The organism is Azonexus sp., assembly GCF_030824335.1.
Classification (GTDB): Bacteria; Pseudomonadota; Gammaproteobacteria; order Burkholderiales; family Rhodocyclaceae; genus Azonexus.
This window is the reverse complement of record NZ_JAVBXX010000031.1, coordinates 23,715-40,171: the sequence shown is the minus strand read 5'-3', so window position 1 is coordinate 40,171 and position 16,457 is coordinate 23,715. Positions and strand designations below refer to the sequence as shown.

Below are 16,457 nucleotides of genomic sequence, written 5' to 3'. Positions count from 1 at the left end.
ACGAGGTCTTCGGCGACGTCGGTGATCTTCGCGACATCGACCCCGGTCTCGATGCCCATCAGGCTGCACACGGCGATCAGCACTTCCATCGGCGTGTTGCCGGCGCCGGCCCCGAGACCGGCAGCGGCTGCATCGATGCGGTTGGCGCCGACTTCGATGGCCGCGATGCTGTTCGCCACGCCCATGGCCAGGTTGTGGTGGCCGTGGAAACCGAGTTCGGTTTCCGGCTTCAGCGCGGCACGCACGGCACTGAGACGTTCCTTGACGCCCTCGGGCAGCAGGTGGCCGGCCGAGTCGGTGACGTAGATGCAGTTGGCGCCATAGCCTTCCATCAGCTTGGCCTGCTTGACCAAGCCTTCGGCGCTGTTCATGTGCGCCATCATCAGGAAGCCGACGGTATCCATGTCGAGCTTGCGCGCCATCGTGATGTGCTGCTCCGAGACGTCAGCCTCGGTGCAGTGGGTGGCGACGCGAATGGTGTTGACGCCCAGATCACGCGCCATCTTCAGGTGATCGACGGTGCCGATGCCCGGCAGTAACAGTGCCGAGACCTTGGCCTGCTTCATCTTCGGAATCACCGCGCCAAGGTATTCCTCGTCGGTATGGGCCGGGAAACCGTAGTTGACCGAAGAACCGCCCAGGCCATCGCCGTGGGTGACTTCGATCAGCGGTACGCCAGCGGCATCGAGGCCGCTGGCGATGCTGACCATCTGGTCCAGCGTCATCAGGTGCCGCTTGGGATGCATGCCGTCGCGCAGGGTCATGTCGTGGACGGTGACTTTCTTGCCTTTCAGTGTCATTTCTTCTTCTCCTTAGGCCACGGATTGAGCAACGACGGGCTCAAGCTTGAGCGTGCCCTTGATCATTTCTTCAGCGAACATCTCGGCGGTGCGCGCCCCGGCGGCGGTCATGATGTCGAGGTTGCCGGCGTAGGTCGGCAGGAAGTCGCCGAGGCCGGTGACTTCCATGTAGACGGAGACGCGGTTGCCGTCGAACACCGGGCCATTGACCAGGCGGTAACCCGGCACGTATTTCTGGACTTCCAGGATCATGGCGTGGATCGATTCGGTGATTTTTGCCTGATCCGGGGTGTCGACCGTCAGACAGTGCACGGTGTCGCGCATGACCAGCGGCGGTTCGGCCGGGTTGATGATGATGATCGCCTTACCCTTTTTCGCCCCGCCGACCTTCTCGACCGCGCCAGCGGTGGTGCGGGTGAATTCATCAATGTTCTTGCGCGTGCCCGGACCGGCCGATTTGGACGACACGGTGGCGACGATTTCGCCGTAGGCCACCGGCTGGACGCGTGATACGGCAGCGACCATCGGGATGGTCGCCTGCCCGCCGCAGGTGACCATGTTGACGTTCATCTCGCGCTTGCCGACGTGCTCCTTCAGATTGACCGGCGGCACGCAGTACGGACCGATGGCGGCCGGCGTCAGGTCGATCATCAAGACGCCCAGCGCATTCAGCTTGCGGCTGTTCTCGGCATGCACATAGGCCGAGGTCGCATCGAAGGCGATCTGGATATTGTCTGCCAGCACGTGCGGCAGGAAGCCGTCGACGCCGGTCGCGCAGGTCTTCAGGCCCATCTCGGCCGCCCGCTTGAGGCCTTCCGATTCCGGATCAATGCCGATCATCCAGACCGGCTCCAGGAAGGGGCTGCGCTTCAACTTGTACAGCAGGTCGGTGCCGATGTTGCCCGGACCGATCAGCGCGCATTTGATTTTTTGAGTCATATTCGTAGTCCTTGTTGGGATGTGTTCAACAAATCGTGGAAACGATGCCGCCTTCGACGCGCAGCGCGGCACCGGTGGTTGCCGCGGCGCGTGCGCTACAGACGTAGGCAACCAGCGCCGCCACTTCAGCCGGATCGATCATGCGTTTCAGGATGGAGGTCGGCCGGCCTTCGGCGAAGAAGCGGCGTTCCATTGCATCGAGGCTGATGCCCGAATCGGCGGCCAGCTTGGCAAAGAATTCGCCGACGCCTTCCGAACGCGTCGGACCGGGCAGCACGGCATTGACCGTGACCCCGCTACCGGCGCAGCTCTGGGCCAGGCCGCGCGACACCGCCAGCTGGGCCGACTTGGTCATGCCGTAATGCACCATCTCGCCCGGCGTGTTGATGCCGGATTCGCTGGAGATGAAAACGATACGCCCCCAGTTGGCCGCCTTCATGGCCGGCAGGTAATGGCGGGACAGACGCACGCCGCTCATCACATTGACGTCGAAGAAGCGCTGCCATTCGTCGTCCGCAATGGCCTCGAAGGGCTGCGGGTCGAAGATGCCGAGGTTGTTGACCAGGATGTCGACCTGCGGACAGGCGGCGAACAGCGTCTGGCAGCCGGCCGGCGTAGACAGATCGGCTGCCACACCCTGCACGTCAGCCCCGGCGACCTGCGCCCGCAAGCGGCCAAGCGCCGCATCGACGCTTTGCTGGCTGCGCCCGTTGATTACCACCGTCGCGCCTTCGCGGGCCAGTTCGCAGGCTATGGCAAAGCCGATTCCTGCGGTCGACCCGGAAATCAGGGCAATTTTGCCGTTTATCTGGAAGTCCATTGTCGCGGCCCGACTTAAACGAAACGCACCGAACAACCACCGATACCGCCAATGGTCATGCGCAGGTTGTCGCCCTTGACCACCGGGACCATCGCCCCCATCGCGCCGGACAGCACGATGTCGCCGGCTTTCAGGGCGATGCCCAGATTGCCCAGCGTATTGGCCAGCCAGACCATGGCGTTGACCGGATGGCCCATGGTCGCCGCACCGGCACCAGTGACGACGATCTCGCCGTTCTTTTCGAGGACCATGCCGCACAGGCCAAGGTCGACATTGGCAATATCGACCAGTTGGTCGCCGAGCACGAAGACGCCGCAGGAAGCGTTGTCGGCGACGGTGTCCTGGATCTTGATCTTCCAGTCGGTGATGCGCGAATCGACGATCTCGAAGCAGGCCATGACGCCTTCGGTGGCGGCCAGCACATCGGCAGCGGTAACGCCCGGGCCTTGCAGGTCCTTCTTCAGCAGGAAAGCGATTTCGCCTTCGGCCTTCGGCTGGATCAGCGTATCCATGGCGATGGATTCGCCCTCGTTGTACACCATGCCGTCGAGCAGGTAACCGAAATCCGGCTGATGCACGCCAAGCAGGTTCATTACCGGCTTGCTGGTCACGCCGATCTTCTTGCCGATCACGCGCTCGCCCTTTTCCAGACGCCGGGACAGCATCTGCTGCTGGATGTGATAGGCGTCCTCGATGCTGATGTCGAAGCCGCGCGAAGTCAGCGGGCTGACAGTCCGGCCGCTGACCAGCGCTGCGTACAGTTCGTCGCCCAGTTGTTTGATTTGCGATTTTTCCATGATGCTTTCTCTTTATTCGGCCAGGAAATTGCTGACCAGCCGGTTGAATTCGCGGTTGTGTTCGATCTGGACCCAGTGCCCGCAGCGGCCGAATACATGCAGTTGCGAGTTGTCGATCCAGCTATTCAGCGTGACCGAGGTGCTCAGCGGGATAACCCGGTCGTCACGCCCGTGGATGAGCAGCGTCTTGTGCTGGATACCCCGGACATCGGCTTCGCGACTGGCCATGGCCTCGACCCAGCGCTGACGCGGGGCCGGGAACATGGCGGCAAACGCTTCCTGGAAGCCGGGACGGATGCTGGCTTGATAACGCAGCTCGGCCAGCTCGTCGGTGACCAGCGTGCGGTCGTAAGCGAAGATGTCGAGCAGGCCGCGCATTGCCGCCAACGACGGCTGGTAGCCCCAGACCGCATCCAGTTCCGGCGTGATCTCGAACGGCACGCCGGCGCTGCCCATCAAGACCAGCCGGCGCACGCGTTGCGGGTGGCGAATGGCCAAAGCCAGCGAAACCGCACCACCGAAGGAATTGCCGATCAGGTCGGTCTGTTCGATACCCAGCGCATCGAGCAGGCCGATGGCGTGATTCACCCAGCCATCGAGGCTGTACAGCACACCGGCCGGCCGCTCGGTGTAACCGAAACCGACCATGTCCGGCGCAATCGCCCGGCAGGCCTTGCCCAGTTCCGGCAACACCAGACGCCAGTTGGCCCAGGCCGTGACGCCCGGTCCGGAACCATGGATAAGCAGCACCGGCCGCCCATTGCCGGAGACTGCGCCGACATCGTGGTAGTTGGTTTCGATGCCGCCCGCCTTGATGCGCAGGCCGATTTCCGGGGAAGTTGCGGACATGTTCGACTCGCCTTACAGCTTGATGCAGACGTTCTTGAGTTCGGTGTAGAACTCGAGCGAATGCACGCCGCCTTCACGGCCGATACCGGACTGCTTGGCACCACCGAACGGGGTGCGCAAATCGCGCAGGAACCAGCTGTTGACCCAGACCAGACCGACTTCCATCTGTGCCGCAACGCGGTGGGCACGATTGACGTTCTGCGTGAACACAGAGGCGGCCAGACCGTAGGTCGTGTTGTTGGCGCGCTGGATCACTTCGTCTTCGCTGTCGAAGGGCATGACCGTCGTACACGGTCCGAAAATTTCTTCGCGCACCACCGTCGCGCTGTCGTCCAGACCGGTCCAGATGGTCGGCTGCACCCAGGCGCCGTTGGCCAGCTCGCCCGGCATGTCGGGAATGCCGCCGCCGGTAACGACCGTGGCGCCTTCCTCGACCGCCTTCTTGTAATACGACAGCACCTTGTCGCGATGTTCCTGGCTGACCAGCGGCCCCATGTTGGTGGCCGGATCATCCGGCACGCCGAGCTTGAGTTTCTCGGCACCGGCCTTCAGGCGGGCAACGAACTCGTCGAAGATCGGCCGCTCGACATAGACCCGCTCGGTGCCCAGGCAGACCTGGCCGCAGTTGGCGAAACAGGAACGCAGCGTGGCTTCGATGGCGACATCGAGGTCGGCGTCGGCAAAGACGATGCCCGGATTCTTGCCGCCCATTTCCAGCGACACCGGACGCGAGCCATGCGCTGCTGCCTTGTTGATGATTTCGCCGGTGCGCGTTTCGCCGGTGAAGGTGATCGCATTGACACCCTGGTTGGTGGTCAGGAATTCACCGGCCGAATTCGGTCCGAAGCCATGCACGACGTTATAGACGCCCTTCGGCACGCCGCAGGCATTCATCACTTCGCCGAGCAATGTTGCGGTCGACGGCGTTTCTTCGGATGGTTTGACGACCACCGTGTTACCGCAGGCCAGCGCCGGACCGACCTTCCAGGTCATCAGCAGCAGCGGCAGGTTCCACGGACAGACGACGCCGACCACACCAACCGGGCGGCGTACCGCGTAGTTCAAAGCGCCCTTGCCATCCGGCGTGGCCATTTCGAAGAACTCGGTCGGCGCGTTCTTGATCACGTCGGCGAAAATCTTGAAATTGGCCGCACCGCGCGGGATATCGATGTGCGACGCGAGGCTCTTCGGCTTGCCGGTATCGGCGCATTCGGCGTCGAGGAACTCGTCGAAGCGACGGGTGATCTCGTCGGCCACCTTGTTCAGGATGTCGGTACGTTCGGCCACCGTCATCTTGCCCCATGGGCCGCGCAGCGCAGCGTGGGCGGCCTGGACGGCGGCATCGACTTCGGCCTTGCCGGCTTCGTGCACCATACCGATGACGGAGTTATCAAGCGGCGTACGCTTCTCGAACTGCTTGCCCGTGGCGACAAACTCACCGTTGATGAAATTCAGGATTTGTTTCATTCCCTTGTTTTCCTATTTTTGTTTGCTGCTCATTTGCCACACTCAAGCCAGGCCAATTGCCGCCAGGCCGGCGCGCGCACATTCTTCGTCCTGCGCCTCCGATGCGCCGGAAACGCCTATCCCGCCCAACCACTCGCCAGCGCCTTCGGCAATCGGCAAACCACCGCCGAAAACAATCAGCCGGGGCTGCGCGGCAAAGCCCAGCTTCATGCCGTCATCGTGGCCGATGGCGCCCATCCAGGCCTTGGTCGGAAAACCGAAGCTGGCTGAGGTGTAGGCCTTGTCGATAGCGATATCGATCGAGTGGATGAAAGCGCCGGGCATGCGCAGGAAGGCCATCAGATTGCCGCCCCGGTCGACCACGGCGACATTGATCCGCCAGCCTTGCGCCGTTGCGTAATCGACCGCTGCCGAACAGGCAGCGGCTGCCGCGGCGGCAGAAATTCCGGCCATCGGGGCGGCGACTTGCATCAGGTCACCACGCTCAGGAAGGCGTCGTTCAGTTTGCGGTCGTGGTAGAACACCGCCGCCCCGACTTCGTCCATCGTCCATTTGGTCGGCTTGTTGTCTGGATAACACTGGTAGCCGCCGCAGAAGGTTTCAAAGCGGTTGCCATTCGGATCAAAGGCGTAAATGGTTGTGCCACGGGTCACGCCATGTCGCGTCGGGCCGATATCGATGGAGACGCGATTCATCGACATGATGTCGGCGGCGCGCAGCACTTTTTCCCAGCTCTCGAGCAGGAAGGAAACGTGATGCAGCTTGCCCGGCTCCGGATGGCGGACAAAGGCGATGTCGTGCGCCTTGATCGAACAGGATAGCCAGATCGCCAGATCGGTCTTGCCGTCTTCGAGCTGGATGTGTTCGACCAGATAGAAACCCAGCACGTCCTGGAAGATGGCCTGCGCCTTTTCGATATCCGGCCCGTAAAGCAGGCAGTGATCGAGACGGATCGGCGCGATGCCCTTTTCGGCGGCGGCGGTCCAGGCTTCCGGATTGACATCGCTCATGCCGTTGCCGACTTCCGTCTTGTGCGCATACAGCTCGATGTCGTGCCCGGTGGGCAGCGTGAAGCGGACGCGTTCGCCCGTTTCCAGCAAGTCGCCAGCCGGGATGCGGCGCGTCGCCACGCCGTAGGCATTCAAATCCTTTTCCAGCTTGGCCAGCGTCGCATCGCTATCGACCTTGAAGGCGAAGAAGTCGATGCCGGCACTATCGGCCTGGCGCAGGATCACGCTGTGATGATCGCGCTCGTCCCAGGCCTTGAAATAAACACGGCCCTGTGAGTCACGACCGGTTTCGGTCAGACCCAGCACGTTCGAATAAAAACCAACACTTTCGTCCAGATCGAGCACCTTGAGTTGAATGTGCCCCGGACGCAGTACGCCAGTCATTGCCATTTGTTTGCTCCTCTCTTGTTGTGTTTGATGACCGCACCAAGACCTGCCAAGCACAACCACTTGATGCAATCGATTTACTATAACGATATTGCCGCACAATCTCGATGTCAATAACTTTTCTCGAGATTTTTATAAATCATCTAAATTCCTCGACTCGGGTAGAATTCAGGACCACGGTCAAACCAATTTACAGAGGCTTTTTTTCATGCCCAGCACACCAAAAAAATCCGCCCCGCTCGCTGCCGAACCCAAAACCCTGGTCGAATCCGCCTACCGGGGACTGCGCCGCGACATCATCGAAGGCCACCTCGCCCCCGGTGAAAAACTGCGCGTCGAACACCTGAAGGAAAACTACGGGGTCGGCGCCGGCACATTGCGTGAAGCCCTGTCGCTACTGATTGCCGACGCGCTGGTTGTCAGCCAGGGGCAGCGCGGCTTTCGTGTCGCGCCGGTGTCGCTGGAAGACATCGCGGACATCACCAACACCCGTGTCATGCTGGAATGCGAAGCCTTGCGCCAATCGATCGAACTCGGCGACGACGCCTGGGAGGGCGCCCTGCTGTCGGCCTTCCACCGCCTGTCGAAAGCCGAGGAAAAACTGGGCGACCCAAGGACGCGCGAGGAATGGGAAGAACGCAACCGGCTCTTTCATGAAGTCCTGATTTCCGCCTGCCCGTCCCGCTGGATCAAACACTTCCTCGCCATCCTCTACCACCAGGCCGAACGCTATCGCCGCCTGTCGCTGTACCTGCAACCCATTCCGCGTGACGTGCACGGCGAACACGAAGCCCTGTTCAAAGCGACGATGGCGCGCGACAAGGAAAAAGCCAGCGCCATCATGGCCGAACATATCCTGACCACGCTGCGCTCCATCCAGATCATTCCCGCCGAATTGCTGAACAAGAAAAGCCCGGAGCCCGCCTCACAGAGCCAAGGCTGAGACGAGCGCAGCCGGCTGCTGCGGTCGACACAGGTTTTTGCTCATTTTTCCCAGTACGCGCAGGCGGATATCGCTGGTCGGCCGGACGCGACAGGCCAGCACCCGCCCGGCAGCCTCATCGTCGAGGCTGACGTATTCCCGGCTCATGACCCGCTTGAGATAGGTGCCGGCGGTGATTTCGATCTTGCAAACGCCGCAGCCGCCCCCCCGGCAACCGACCGGAATGCCTTTGCGGCCGAGTCGCTCCATCCCGGCGAGCAAGGTTTCTTGCGGCGAACAACGAAAACTTTCGCCGGTTTCCTCGATCAACACGTTGTAATAAACCACGCTTGTCTCCAGTATTTTTATTCCCGCGATTTCAGACCTCGTCAGAGGTTCTTGAACAGCGGGCTTTTCAGTTGTTGCGAGGCATCGGCCGCCGAGAAGAATTTCTCCATGTAGATATCGCGTTCGAACAAACGCCCCTGCATCAGCGTCGAGATACAGGCTTCGATCATCGCTGGCGGACCGCACAGGTAAGCCTTGTGGCCGCGAAAATCATTGGCGAAGTGAGCCTTGGCCGCCTCATGCACAAAACCCCGGGCACCGTGCCAATCCGATGCTTCCGGTTCATGCGACAGCGCCGGCACGTAACTGAAATTCGGATATTTCGCGGCCAGCGCGGCAAACTCGGCGTGGTAATACAACTCGTCGCGATTGCGCTGCCCGTAGATCAACGTAATCGGCAAACTACAGTCTTGCTGCAGCAGGTCTTCGATCATCGATTTCGGACTCGACAGGCCGGAGCCGCCGGCCATGAAAATCAGCGGCAGATTGGCCGATTTCTTGACGAAGAAACGCCCGTAAGGGCCGGCAATTTTGAGCCTGTCGCCGACTTGCAGGGATTCGTGCAACCAGGTCGTCACCAAGCCGCCCGGCACGATACGCACGTTCAACTCGACCATGTCCGACTGCTGCGGCGAGTTGGCCAGCGAAAATGCCCTGGATTGGCCGTCGACCGCAGGAATTTCGAGATTGATGTATTGCCCGGCCTGAAAATGCATCGGCCGATCCAGTTTCAGCCAGATGCCGCGAATGGTGGGCGTCAAGGCTTCGATACGGACCACTTCCCCGGTGTAATCCTCGACGGGCAGATTTTCTGCGTCCGGATCGTCGTCGATTTCCGCCTCGATGACGCTATCGCATTGCAGACGAGCGCAGCAGGCCAGCGTCTTGCCTTCCTCACGCTCGAAGTCCATCAGGGCAAAGGTCGATGCCTCGCCATGATCGACTTCGCCATCCACCACCTGCACCTTGCAGGTGGCGCACAGGCCGTGACAGCAGGCATGCGGCAGGTAGATGCCGGCGCGCAGCGCCGCATCAAGTATCGTTTGCCCGTCCTCGACCTCGATGGTCTGGCCGAGCGGCTCTATGGTCAGTTCGTAGCTCATGACGCCCCCGGTTTACGAACAGGTGCCGGCGATGCCTTTGAGGCCCGGCGTCTGGAAGCGCAAGATGTCCTTGTGCTTGAGTCCCAACTCAGCCAGCGTCTTGTTCATGTCAGGCTGAAACGGCTGGCCGGACTTCAACCAGGTGACCGTAGCGAAATCCACCTTTTTCCAGTCCGGGTGATAGCCGAAGGAATGCGCCATGATTTTTTCGCACAGATCGCCGAAACGCGTGCTCGGCGGCAGGCAATAGGCAAAAGGGGCGCAGAACATCAGATGATCGTCCCAACCGACATAGAGCAACTGGCCGCCGTGGAATTTGTCCTGTGAATCGGCGGGGGAAAACTGGTAATCCTTGAGGGCTTGTACTGCCATGTTTGTCTCCTTGTTGTCGGGAGCAGCGCCGGCTGCGGCACCACTCCCGGTTTTTGTTCAATCGCTCAGGTGTTTTTGGTCGCCATGCCGCGCCACATGGCAAAGTTCGCCTGGTCACGCGAGCCTTCGAAATCCATGTTGTCCTTGCCATTGTTGAAGTGGTACCAGTCGAGCACGGCAGCCAGCGGATCGAATCCTTCCGCCGTCGGATCGGTGCCCTCGGGGAAGCAGTTGCCCTGATAAATCTGGTGCACCGGCAGCCAGGCCTGGATGTATTTCTCCGGCTCATCGTCGAAGATGTGCTTACAGCCGTCGGAACAGGTGTGGTATTTCTCCCCCTGGTACTCGGACTCGCGATAGCAGATCTTGGTCGGATCGCCCGGCTCGGTGAACAGCATCGGGATCTGGCACACCTGACAAAGCATCGGCAAGGTATTGGTGTAGAAGCGGTTACCCTTCTCGGCCTCATCGCGCCAATGGGTGAAACGGGCGCGGTAGTACTTGTCGAAGGTGTTCGGGTACTTGGCCGACAGCCAGTCCATTTCCTCGTCGTTCGGCATCCAGGTATGGAATGCCGCAGCGCCGCCGTACTGGTAGAAAGTCGCCCAGGCCTGATGCGAGACGTGTTCCTTGTCTTCGGTGCACTGGGTCAGGCATTCCGGCACCTTGATGCCGTACTTGGCCAGGTCGTTGAACAGCGCGCCGCCGTTCTGTTCGAAATAAATTTCCCAGGCTTCCTTCCAGCTCATCACGCGCTTCGGCAGCATGTAATCCATCATCATGCCGACCAGGGTCAGCACGCGGATACCGCGCCAGGCCCACTTGTCGATCCACTTCTGGACGATGGGCAGGTTGTCCGGGTCCTGCTCCAACATGAACTTGATGCACTCGAGGCCCAGCGTCATGTGGCGGGCTTCGTCGGACTGCGCCGAGAAGCCGAAGGTCACCGTTGCCATGTCGCCGTTGTAGGCGGCACCGGACATGAAGGGCACGAACAGCAGGTTGGTCAGCACGTACTCGAAGGAGAAGCCGATGGCGATCATCCATTCGAAGGGGCCGGCACTGAAGGCATCGTCGAAGAAGGACTTGGGCACCGACAGATACCAGACGCGTTCCAGCATGTGCTTGAAGTCGTGGAAGCCGTCGTAGTGCTTGTTGTAATTGGACAGTGCGTGAATCTGCGTCTGTGCGTGACGCACTTCATCGACCGACTGCATCAGGCAGGCGACGCGCGGGCCAACGCCGGGGAAATTGCGCCCGGCGGCAGCGAAACCGCGGTGCGCCACATACTCCAGCGGCGAGATGCCGGTCAGGAACAATTTGACCGCATTCAGGTAGCGCGCATCGGTGATGCCGAGGTGGCCGTTGTTCTGGGCGAAGGCATCGAGCACGGCATAGAGCTTGCGCTCCTTTTCCGCCTGATACTTCCAGTAGGCATCCATGGTCAGGCGGAACGGATCTTCCCACTTGTCCCAGTCGTGAATCTTGATGCCTTCAAAAGTAGCTTGCGGGAAGACCTTGTCCATCGGTTGGTAGGAGGTTTCCCAACCCAGGCCACGGGTCATGTGGGCATATTTCTCTTTCAGGCCCAGTTTTTTCTTGCTGGCTTTCATGTCCATGTTTGTCTCCTCTTTATTTCGGCCAGGACAAGCGGAATTCGTCATCGTCTTCGTCGAGATGACCGGAAATGGTGATCAGGTTGATCTGCAACTCCTGCAAATCGAACGAACGCCCGATCAAGGCCTCGATCGATTCGCGCTTGATGACCAACTCCCCCTCGGCATCGATCTTCACCATGGCCGGCGAATCAACAGCGACGGCATGCGGGTTGTCGGCGAGTACGGCTTCGATGATCGGCCGTGTCTCTTCGTTGAGCTGAAAGGCGATAAATACTTTTGACATGAAATTTCCTAAACAGAGAGGCCGGCTTTGGCGCAGCGTGCGTTGAATTGGGATGTCACTTCCGCCAGCACATCGCCCGCCTTGTCGCCGAAGGCACGGGCCGCCAGGGGCGCCAGCGCGGCAAGCGTCGGGGCGCGATACTGACGAACCCAGGCGCTGAGCAGCGCGGCGTTTTCCGGCGACTCGGCGGCCGCCACCTTGATCTGTGCATCCACCCACTTGGCGGTTTCGGTAGACCACTCGGCCATGAAGCGGGTCATCATCGAAATCGCCGTGCCACCGTTGGCTGAAAAATCGCCGTCCAGATAGTCGTACAGCATCGGGTAAGCAAGACCTTCGAGTACCAGGTTCTGAGCGACAAAAATCTCGAACCAGTCCTGCAACACCAGCAGGTTTTCCACGTGCTGGCGCATCGGCTGCCACATCGCGCCCTGCATCCAGGCATCCTTGGCCTTATCCAGCGATGCCGGGCCATCAAGCACCAGACCGATCCGGGTCAGATACTGGGCGACTGCCAGGTGATCCATCGCGTGATACAGGCAGGGCTGGGTAATCGCCGTACCGTAACCGTAGGCCGAAATATAGGAATTACCCATGTTGCCGCCCCACTCGACATGGCGCATCGGTACCAGAATATCGAGTGCCATCTGACGAACTTCGGCCGGAATGATGTCGCCCAGTTGCCGATCCTCGATCATGTCGAAGCAGGACTCGGCGGCATCCTGCTGGCGGGAACGGGCGATGGTCCAGGCGCCGTAGTAGAACTGGCGCGGGTCCTTCAGGTCGTACCAATCCTTCATCTCGACTTGGGTGCGGGCCTTGTCGAACAGCTTGCGCTCGGGTTCCCACAACGGACGATAGTGAAAGATATCCGTTTGCTGGATGTCGTAAGTACCTTCCTGATAGCGGCTGGCCGGCTTATCGCCAAAGCGCCGCGCGATGTGGTCGAAGGTATGTCGCAACGGCTTGATGGATACCGTGCGCAGATCGATCTGCATAGTTGTCTCCTGTTGTTATTCCCGCGAACGGGAGTAGTCAAACTGCGTCTGCGATGTCCTGCCGCGAAGCTGCATTCAAGCGTGCCGCCCAGTCGCCCTGACCGGGCTTGGCGGGATCAAGAACAATGACTTCATTGGCCAGACAGAACTCATGGAAAGCCGCTTCGGGCAGCATCAACTCGACGCACAAGGCCGGGTCGCCAATGGCGAACTCGAACTCGATAAAGCCATCCGGTCGCCGTTCGCAAACACGGACGTAGCGACGCGTTGCATCGAAACCGGTAGCCGGTTGTGTCATCTCTTGCTGCCCCATGCTGCAATCTCCTGATAACGGCGTTTTCATTCCCGCCGGAGCCAACTACTAATCAAGGAGCGTGCCATAGCAACAAGTCATTGTTTTAAATGAATTTCTAAAAAAATTACCATGACCATGAGCCAGCAATGAATTACGATTTGATGAACTCGTTATCTTTTGATTAATCAATTGATCACCTTGCCGCGCACTTGCGGTCGACATCCCGCCAGCAACAAAAACCAATATTTATAAAAATTCTCGAGAATTAAAATATGATTTGCGCTGACACGGCCGGCAGGTGATGCACGCCAGGCAGTAAAATCGAATTCATAAAGACTTGGCACCTCCCACCGGGAACAAAGACCAGGCATTGGTAGAGAGACAAGATGGCGATAATTCAATACCCGGAAGCAAACGACCTGCGCGAACTGGTCCGTTTCTCGGAGAAGGACGGCACGATCTGGCTGGCGGAAAACCGCATGGTGCTGATGCATACCTCGGCACTGGGCACCTTGCGCAAGGAGCTGATCGGCTCCGTCGGCAAGGAGCACGCCCGGCGCCTGCTCACCCGCATGGGTTATGCCTCGGGCGTGCGTGATGCCGAACTGGCGATGCGCATTCGCGGTCACCAATCGCTACAGGACGCATTCTTCACCGGGCCGCAACTGCACATGCTCGAAGGGGTCGTCCGGGTGACGCCGATCCAGGTCGACATGGATATCGACAGCGGCCGCTTCAATGGCGAATTTCGCTGGGAAAACGCCTGGGAACAGGAAGTCCATACGAGAGAATTCGGCCAGTCCGACGAGCCGGTGTGCTGGTCGCAAATCGGCTATGCCTCCGGCTATACCTCGGCCTTCATGGGCCGTTTCATCCTGTTCAAGGAAGTGGAGTGCGTCGGTGCCGGCCACAACCATTGCCGCATCGTCGGCAAACCGCTGGAGGAATGGGATGACGCGGCAGAACACGCCACCTACTTCGAATCCGACTCAATGCTCACGCACCTGCTGGAACTGCGTAACCAGGTCGACTACCTGCGCAGCAGCATCACCCAGCAAACCCAGGCGCCGCAACTGGTTGGCTGTTCGAAGGGTTTCAAGCAAGCCCACGATCTCGTGCTGCGCGCCTCGGACACCCAAGTCAGCGTACTGCTGCTTGGCGAAACCGGCGTCGGCAAGGAACGCTTCGCCCGCACCCTGCATCAGAACAGCAAGCGCAAACAAGGGCCATTTGTCGCGATCAATTGCGCCGCCCTGCCCAACGACCTGATCGAGTCGGAATTGTTCGGCGTTGAGAAAGGTGCCTTCACCGGCGCCCAGAATTCGCGCATCGGAAAGTTCGAACGGGCCGATGGCGGCACCATCTTTCTCGACGAGATCGGCGAGCTGCCGCTGGCGGCCCAGGCCAAATTGCTCCGCGTGTTGCAGGAAGGCGAAATCGAACGGCTGGGCGACGACCGGGTCCGGAAAATCAACGTGCGCATCGTCGCGGCAACCAATGTGGATTTGCAAACGGCGGCCAAGGAAGGGCGTTTCAGGCTGGACCTGTTCTACCGGCTGAATGTCTATCCGATCAAGATTCCCGCCCTGCGCGACCGGGTGGCCGACATCCCCTTGCTGGTCGATGCCATGCTCAGCCGCTTCTGCACACTTTATGAAAAGAAGCTGCTCGGCGTCAGCGATAAAACCATGCAAGCGATTACTGCCTATCAATGGCCGGGCAATATCCGCGAACTGGAAAACATGATCGAGCGTGGCGTCATTCTTGCGCCGCCTGGCGGCTGGATAGAACTGGAACACCTGTTCACTCAAATCGCCGAGGCTGGCGACTGGGAATGCTCGATCTCATCGAGCGGCCACCTGGAAAACACCGCCAACCCGTGTCAGAAATCGAGCCTGCTCAATGCCATTTTCAGCAGCGGCATTCAACTGGATGAACTGGAATCCAGCCTGCTCGAAGCGGCCGTTCTCAAATCCGACGGCAATCTGGCCAAGGCGGCGCGACTGCTCGGCATCACCCGCCCCCAACTGCAATACCGACTGAAAAAAACCGGGGCTTTGCCGGAAAGCTTTGCCGAAAGTAACTAGACCACCGAGAACAAGAAGGAGGATGGCCTCCTTCTCCGCCATCACAAGGTCTTGAACAAGACCTTGGAACGCCGCTGGTAGTTGTACATTTCCTTTTTTGCCGCCGGCAGGTCGTCGACCGTACCCAGCTTGAAACCGCGCTCGACAAACCAGTGTTCGGTGCGCGTGGTCAGCACGAACAGGCGCTTGACCCCCATTTTCTTGGCCCGCCGGACGATACGTTCCATCAACTGCTCGCCGTAACCCCATTCGCGGTGATCGTGGCTGACTGCCAGGCAAGCCAGTTCGGCTTCTTCTTCCGAATGCGGATAAAGTGCCGCGCAGCCGACCATGATGCCGTCGTGCAGCATGACCGAGAACTGTTCGATTTCCCGCTCCAGCAACTCGCGCGGACGCTGGACGAGAATGCCTTCCTGCTCCATCGGTTCGATCAGGGCAATCAGCGCAGCGATATCGTCGGGTTTGGCTTCGCGGATATTTTCCAGCGATTCGCGGGTGATGACCGTCCCCACCCCGTCGTGCGTAAACAATTCGCGCAACAGCGCGCCGTCCAGCGCGAAACTGATCAGGTGTACCCGCCCGACACCGGCCCGGCTGGCCCGCACCACGCAGGGCAGATAACGCTTGATGTCGGTGGTCAGCCAGTCGGCATCGCGCAGCAATTGCGACGCCTCGTCGGCGGTCATTGCATCGAGCAGTTCGCCGGCCTGGTCGGTTACGCCCGTGCTGTCGGTCAGATACACCAGCTTGTCTGCCTTCAGCGCACCGGCGATGGCTTCGGCTACTTCTTCCATCTGCAGGTTGAAGATTTCCCCGGTCGGCGATGGTCCTTCGCAGTTGAGCAGCACGATGTTACCCAGGCCAAGCTGGGCATTGATGCCTTCGGCGTCCACCTTGCGCACCTTGCCGGCGTAATGCATGTCGATGCCGTCGAGTACGCCGATCGGCTGGCCGGTAATGAAATTGCCGCCGATGACACGAATCCGGCTGTTGGCCATCGGCGTATTGGGCAAGCCTTGCGACAGCATGGCTTCAATTTCCAGGTAGACGCTGCCTACGGCGTCGAGCACGCAATCGAGCGTCGCGGCATCGGTGACGCGATAGCCCCGATGGTATTTCGACTCGATATTCTTCTCGCGCAGTTCCTCTTCGATCTGCGGCCGCGCACCATGTACCAGCACCAGGCGGATGCCCAGGCTGGCCAGCAGGTTCACGTCGTAAGCCAGCGTCTTGATGAATTCGCTGGCAATTGCCTTGCCACCGAAGGCAATGACGAAGGTCTTGCCGCGAAAAGCGTTGATATAGGGCGTTACCGCCCGGAACCAGGAGACGAAGGATTCGTCGTAGGCATGTTCACTCAT

18 protein-coding genes are annotated in these 16,457 nt (G+C 60.0%); 2 read left to right on the top strand and 16 right to left on the bottom strand.

The genetic code is table 11. The features are described 5' to 3' along the window. The 8 genes from dmpG to RCI20_RS15260 all read right to left on the bottom strand — a co-directional run. On the bottom strand, nt 1-800 hold an 800-nt coding region (gene dmpG, locus RCI20_RS15295), incomplete at its 3' end, for a 4-hydroxy-2-oxovalerate aldolase (protein ID WP_306606990.1). Nucleotides 801-812: 12 nt separating this feature from the next. Further along, on the bottom strand, nt 813-1,739 hold the full coding sequence (locus RCI20_RS15290; protein WP_306606988.1) for an acetaldehyde dehydrogenase (acetylating): 927 nt from the start codon (nt 1,737-1,739) through the stop codon (nt 813-815). Between the two features lie 25 nt (nt 1,740-1,764). Further along, complete coding sequence (locus tag RCI20_RS15285; RefSeq protein WP_306606986.1) at nt 1,765-2,559, bottom strand: SDR family NAD(P)-dependent oxidoreductase; 795 nt, start codon at nt 2,557-2,559, stop codon at nt 1,765-1,767. A gap of 14 nt (nt 2,560-2,573) precedes the next feature. Then, nucleotides 2,574-3,356, bottom strand: a complete 783-nt coding sequence (gene dmpE / locus RCI20_RS15280) for a 2-oxopent-4-enoate hydratase (RefSeq protein WP_306606985.1) — start codon at nt 3,354-3,356, stop codon at nt 2,574-2,576. A 12-nt stretch (nt 3,357-3,368) separates the two neighbouring features. Next, complete coding sequence (locus RCI20_RS15275; RefSeq protein WP_306606983.1) at nt 3,369-4,205, bottom strand: alpha/beta fold hydrolase; 837 nt, start codon at nt 4,203-4,205, stop codon at nt 3,369-3,371. 12 nt (nt 4,206-4,217) lie between these two features. Then, entirely contained in the window at nt 4,218-5,672 is a 1,455-nt protein-coding gene (locus RCI20_RS15270; protein ID WP_306606981.1) for a 2-hydroxymuconic semialdehyde dehydrogenase, read from the bottom strand. Nucleotides 5,673-5,714: 42 nt separating this feature from the next. Then, complete coding sequence (locus RCI20_RS15265; RefSeq protein WP_306606979.1) at nt 5,715-6,143, bottom strand: heme-binding protein; 429 nt, start codon at nt 6,141-6,143, stop codon at nt 5,715-5,717. Beyond that, nucleotides 6,143-7,072 (bottom strand): catechol 2,3-dioxygenase, encoded by a 930-nt coding sequence (locus RCI20_RS15260; protein WP_306606977.1) that lies wholly within the window; start codon nt 7,070-7,072, stop codon nt 6,143-6,145. Before RCI20_RS15260 ends, RCI20_RS15265 begins: the two co-directional genes overlap by 1 nt. 205 nt (nt 7,073-7,277) lie before the next feature. On the opposite strand from RCI20_RS15260, the gene RCI20_RS15255 reads away from it, so the two are divergent. Then, a complete protein-coding gene (locus RCI20_RS15255) occupies nt 7,278-8,012 on the top strand; it encodes an FCD domain-containing protein (protein ID WP_306606975.1) in 735 nt (244 codons plus the stop codon). On the opposite strand, the gene RCI20_RS15250 is transcribed toward RCI20_RS15255, so the two are convergent. From RCI20_RS15250 to RCI20_RS15220, 7 genes are all read right to left on the bottom strand, one after another. Beyond that, nucleotides 7,995-8,339, bottom strand: coding sequence for a 2Fe-2S iron-sulfur cluster binding domain-containing protein (locus RCI20_RS15250; RefSeq protein ID WP_306606973.1), 345 nt, complete (start codon nt 8,337-8,339; stop codon nt 7,995-7,997). The genes RCI20_RS15255 and RCI20_RS15250 overlap by 18 nt on opposite strands. 41 nt (nt 8,340-8,380) lie before the next feature. Beyond that, the gene (locus RCI20_RS15245; protein WP_306606971.1) at nt 8,381-9,442 is read right to left on the bottom strand and encodes an NADH:ubiquinone reductase (Na(+)-transporting) subunit F; all 1,062 of its coding nucleotides are present in this window, start codon (nt 9,440-9,442) and stop codon (nt 8,381-8,383) included. Nucleotides 9,443-9,454: 12 nt separating this feature from the next. Further along, on the bottom strand, nt 9,455-9,814 hold the full coding sequence (locus tag RCI20_RS15240) for a phenol hydroxylase subunit P4 (protein WP_306606970.1): 360 nt from the start codon (nt 9,812-9,814) through the stop codon (nt 9,455-9,457). Between the two features lie 65 nt (nt 9,815-9,879). Beyond that, nucleotides 9,880-11,433 (bottom strand): aromatic/alkene/methane monooxygenase hydroxylase/oxygenase subunit alpha, encoded by a 1,554-nt coding sequence (locus RCI20_RS15235; RefSeq protein WP_306606968.1) that lies wholly within the window; start codon nt 11,431-11,433, stop codon nt 9,880-9,882. Between the two features lie 13 nt (nt 11,434-11,446). Next, nucleotides 11,447-11,716, bottom strand: a complete 270-nt coding sequence (locus tag RCI20_RS15230; protein WP_306606967.1) for an MmoB/DmpM family protein — start codon at nt 11,714-11,716, stop codon at nt 11,447-11,449. An 8-nt stretch (nt 11,717-11,724) separates the two neighbouring features. After that, nucleotides 11,725-12,714 (bottom strand): aromatic/alkene monooxygenase hydroxylase subunit beta, encoded by a 990-nt coding sequence (locus RCI20_RS15225; protein WP_306606964.1) that lies wholly within the window; start codon nt 12,712-12,714, stop codon nt 11,725-11,727. A 37-nt stretch (nt 12,715-12,751) separates the two neighbouring features. Then, complete coding sequence (locus tag RCI20_RS15220) at nt 12,752-13,027, bottom strand: phenol hydroxylase subunit (protein WP_306606962.1); 276 nt, start codon at nt 13,025-13,027, stop codon at nt 12,752-12,754. Nucleotides 13,028-13,395: 368 nt separating this feature from the next. On the opposite strand from RCI20_RS15220, the gene RCI20_RS15215 reads away from it, so the two are divergent. Then, entirely contained in the window at nt 13,396-15,096 is a 1,701-nt protein-coding gene (locus tag RCI20_RS15215) for a sigma-54-dependent Fis family transcriptional regulator (RefSeq protein WP_306606960.1), read from the top strand. Nucleotides 15,097-15,137: 41 nt separating this feature from the next. Here RCI20_RS15215 and argA read toward each other — a convergent pair whose 3' ends face one another. After that, nucleotides 15,138-16,457 (bottom strand): amino-acid N-acetyltransferase, encoded by a 1,320-nt coding sequence (gene argA, locus RCI20_RS15210; protein WP_306606958.1) that lies wholly within the window; start codon nt 16,455-16,457, stop codon nt 15,138-15,140.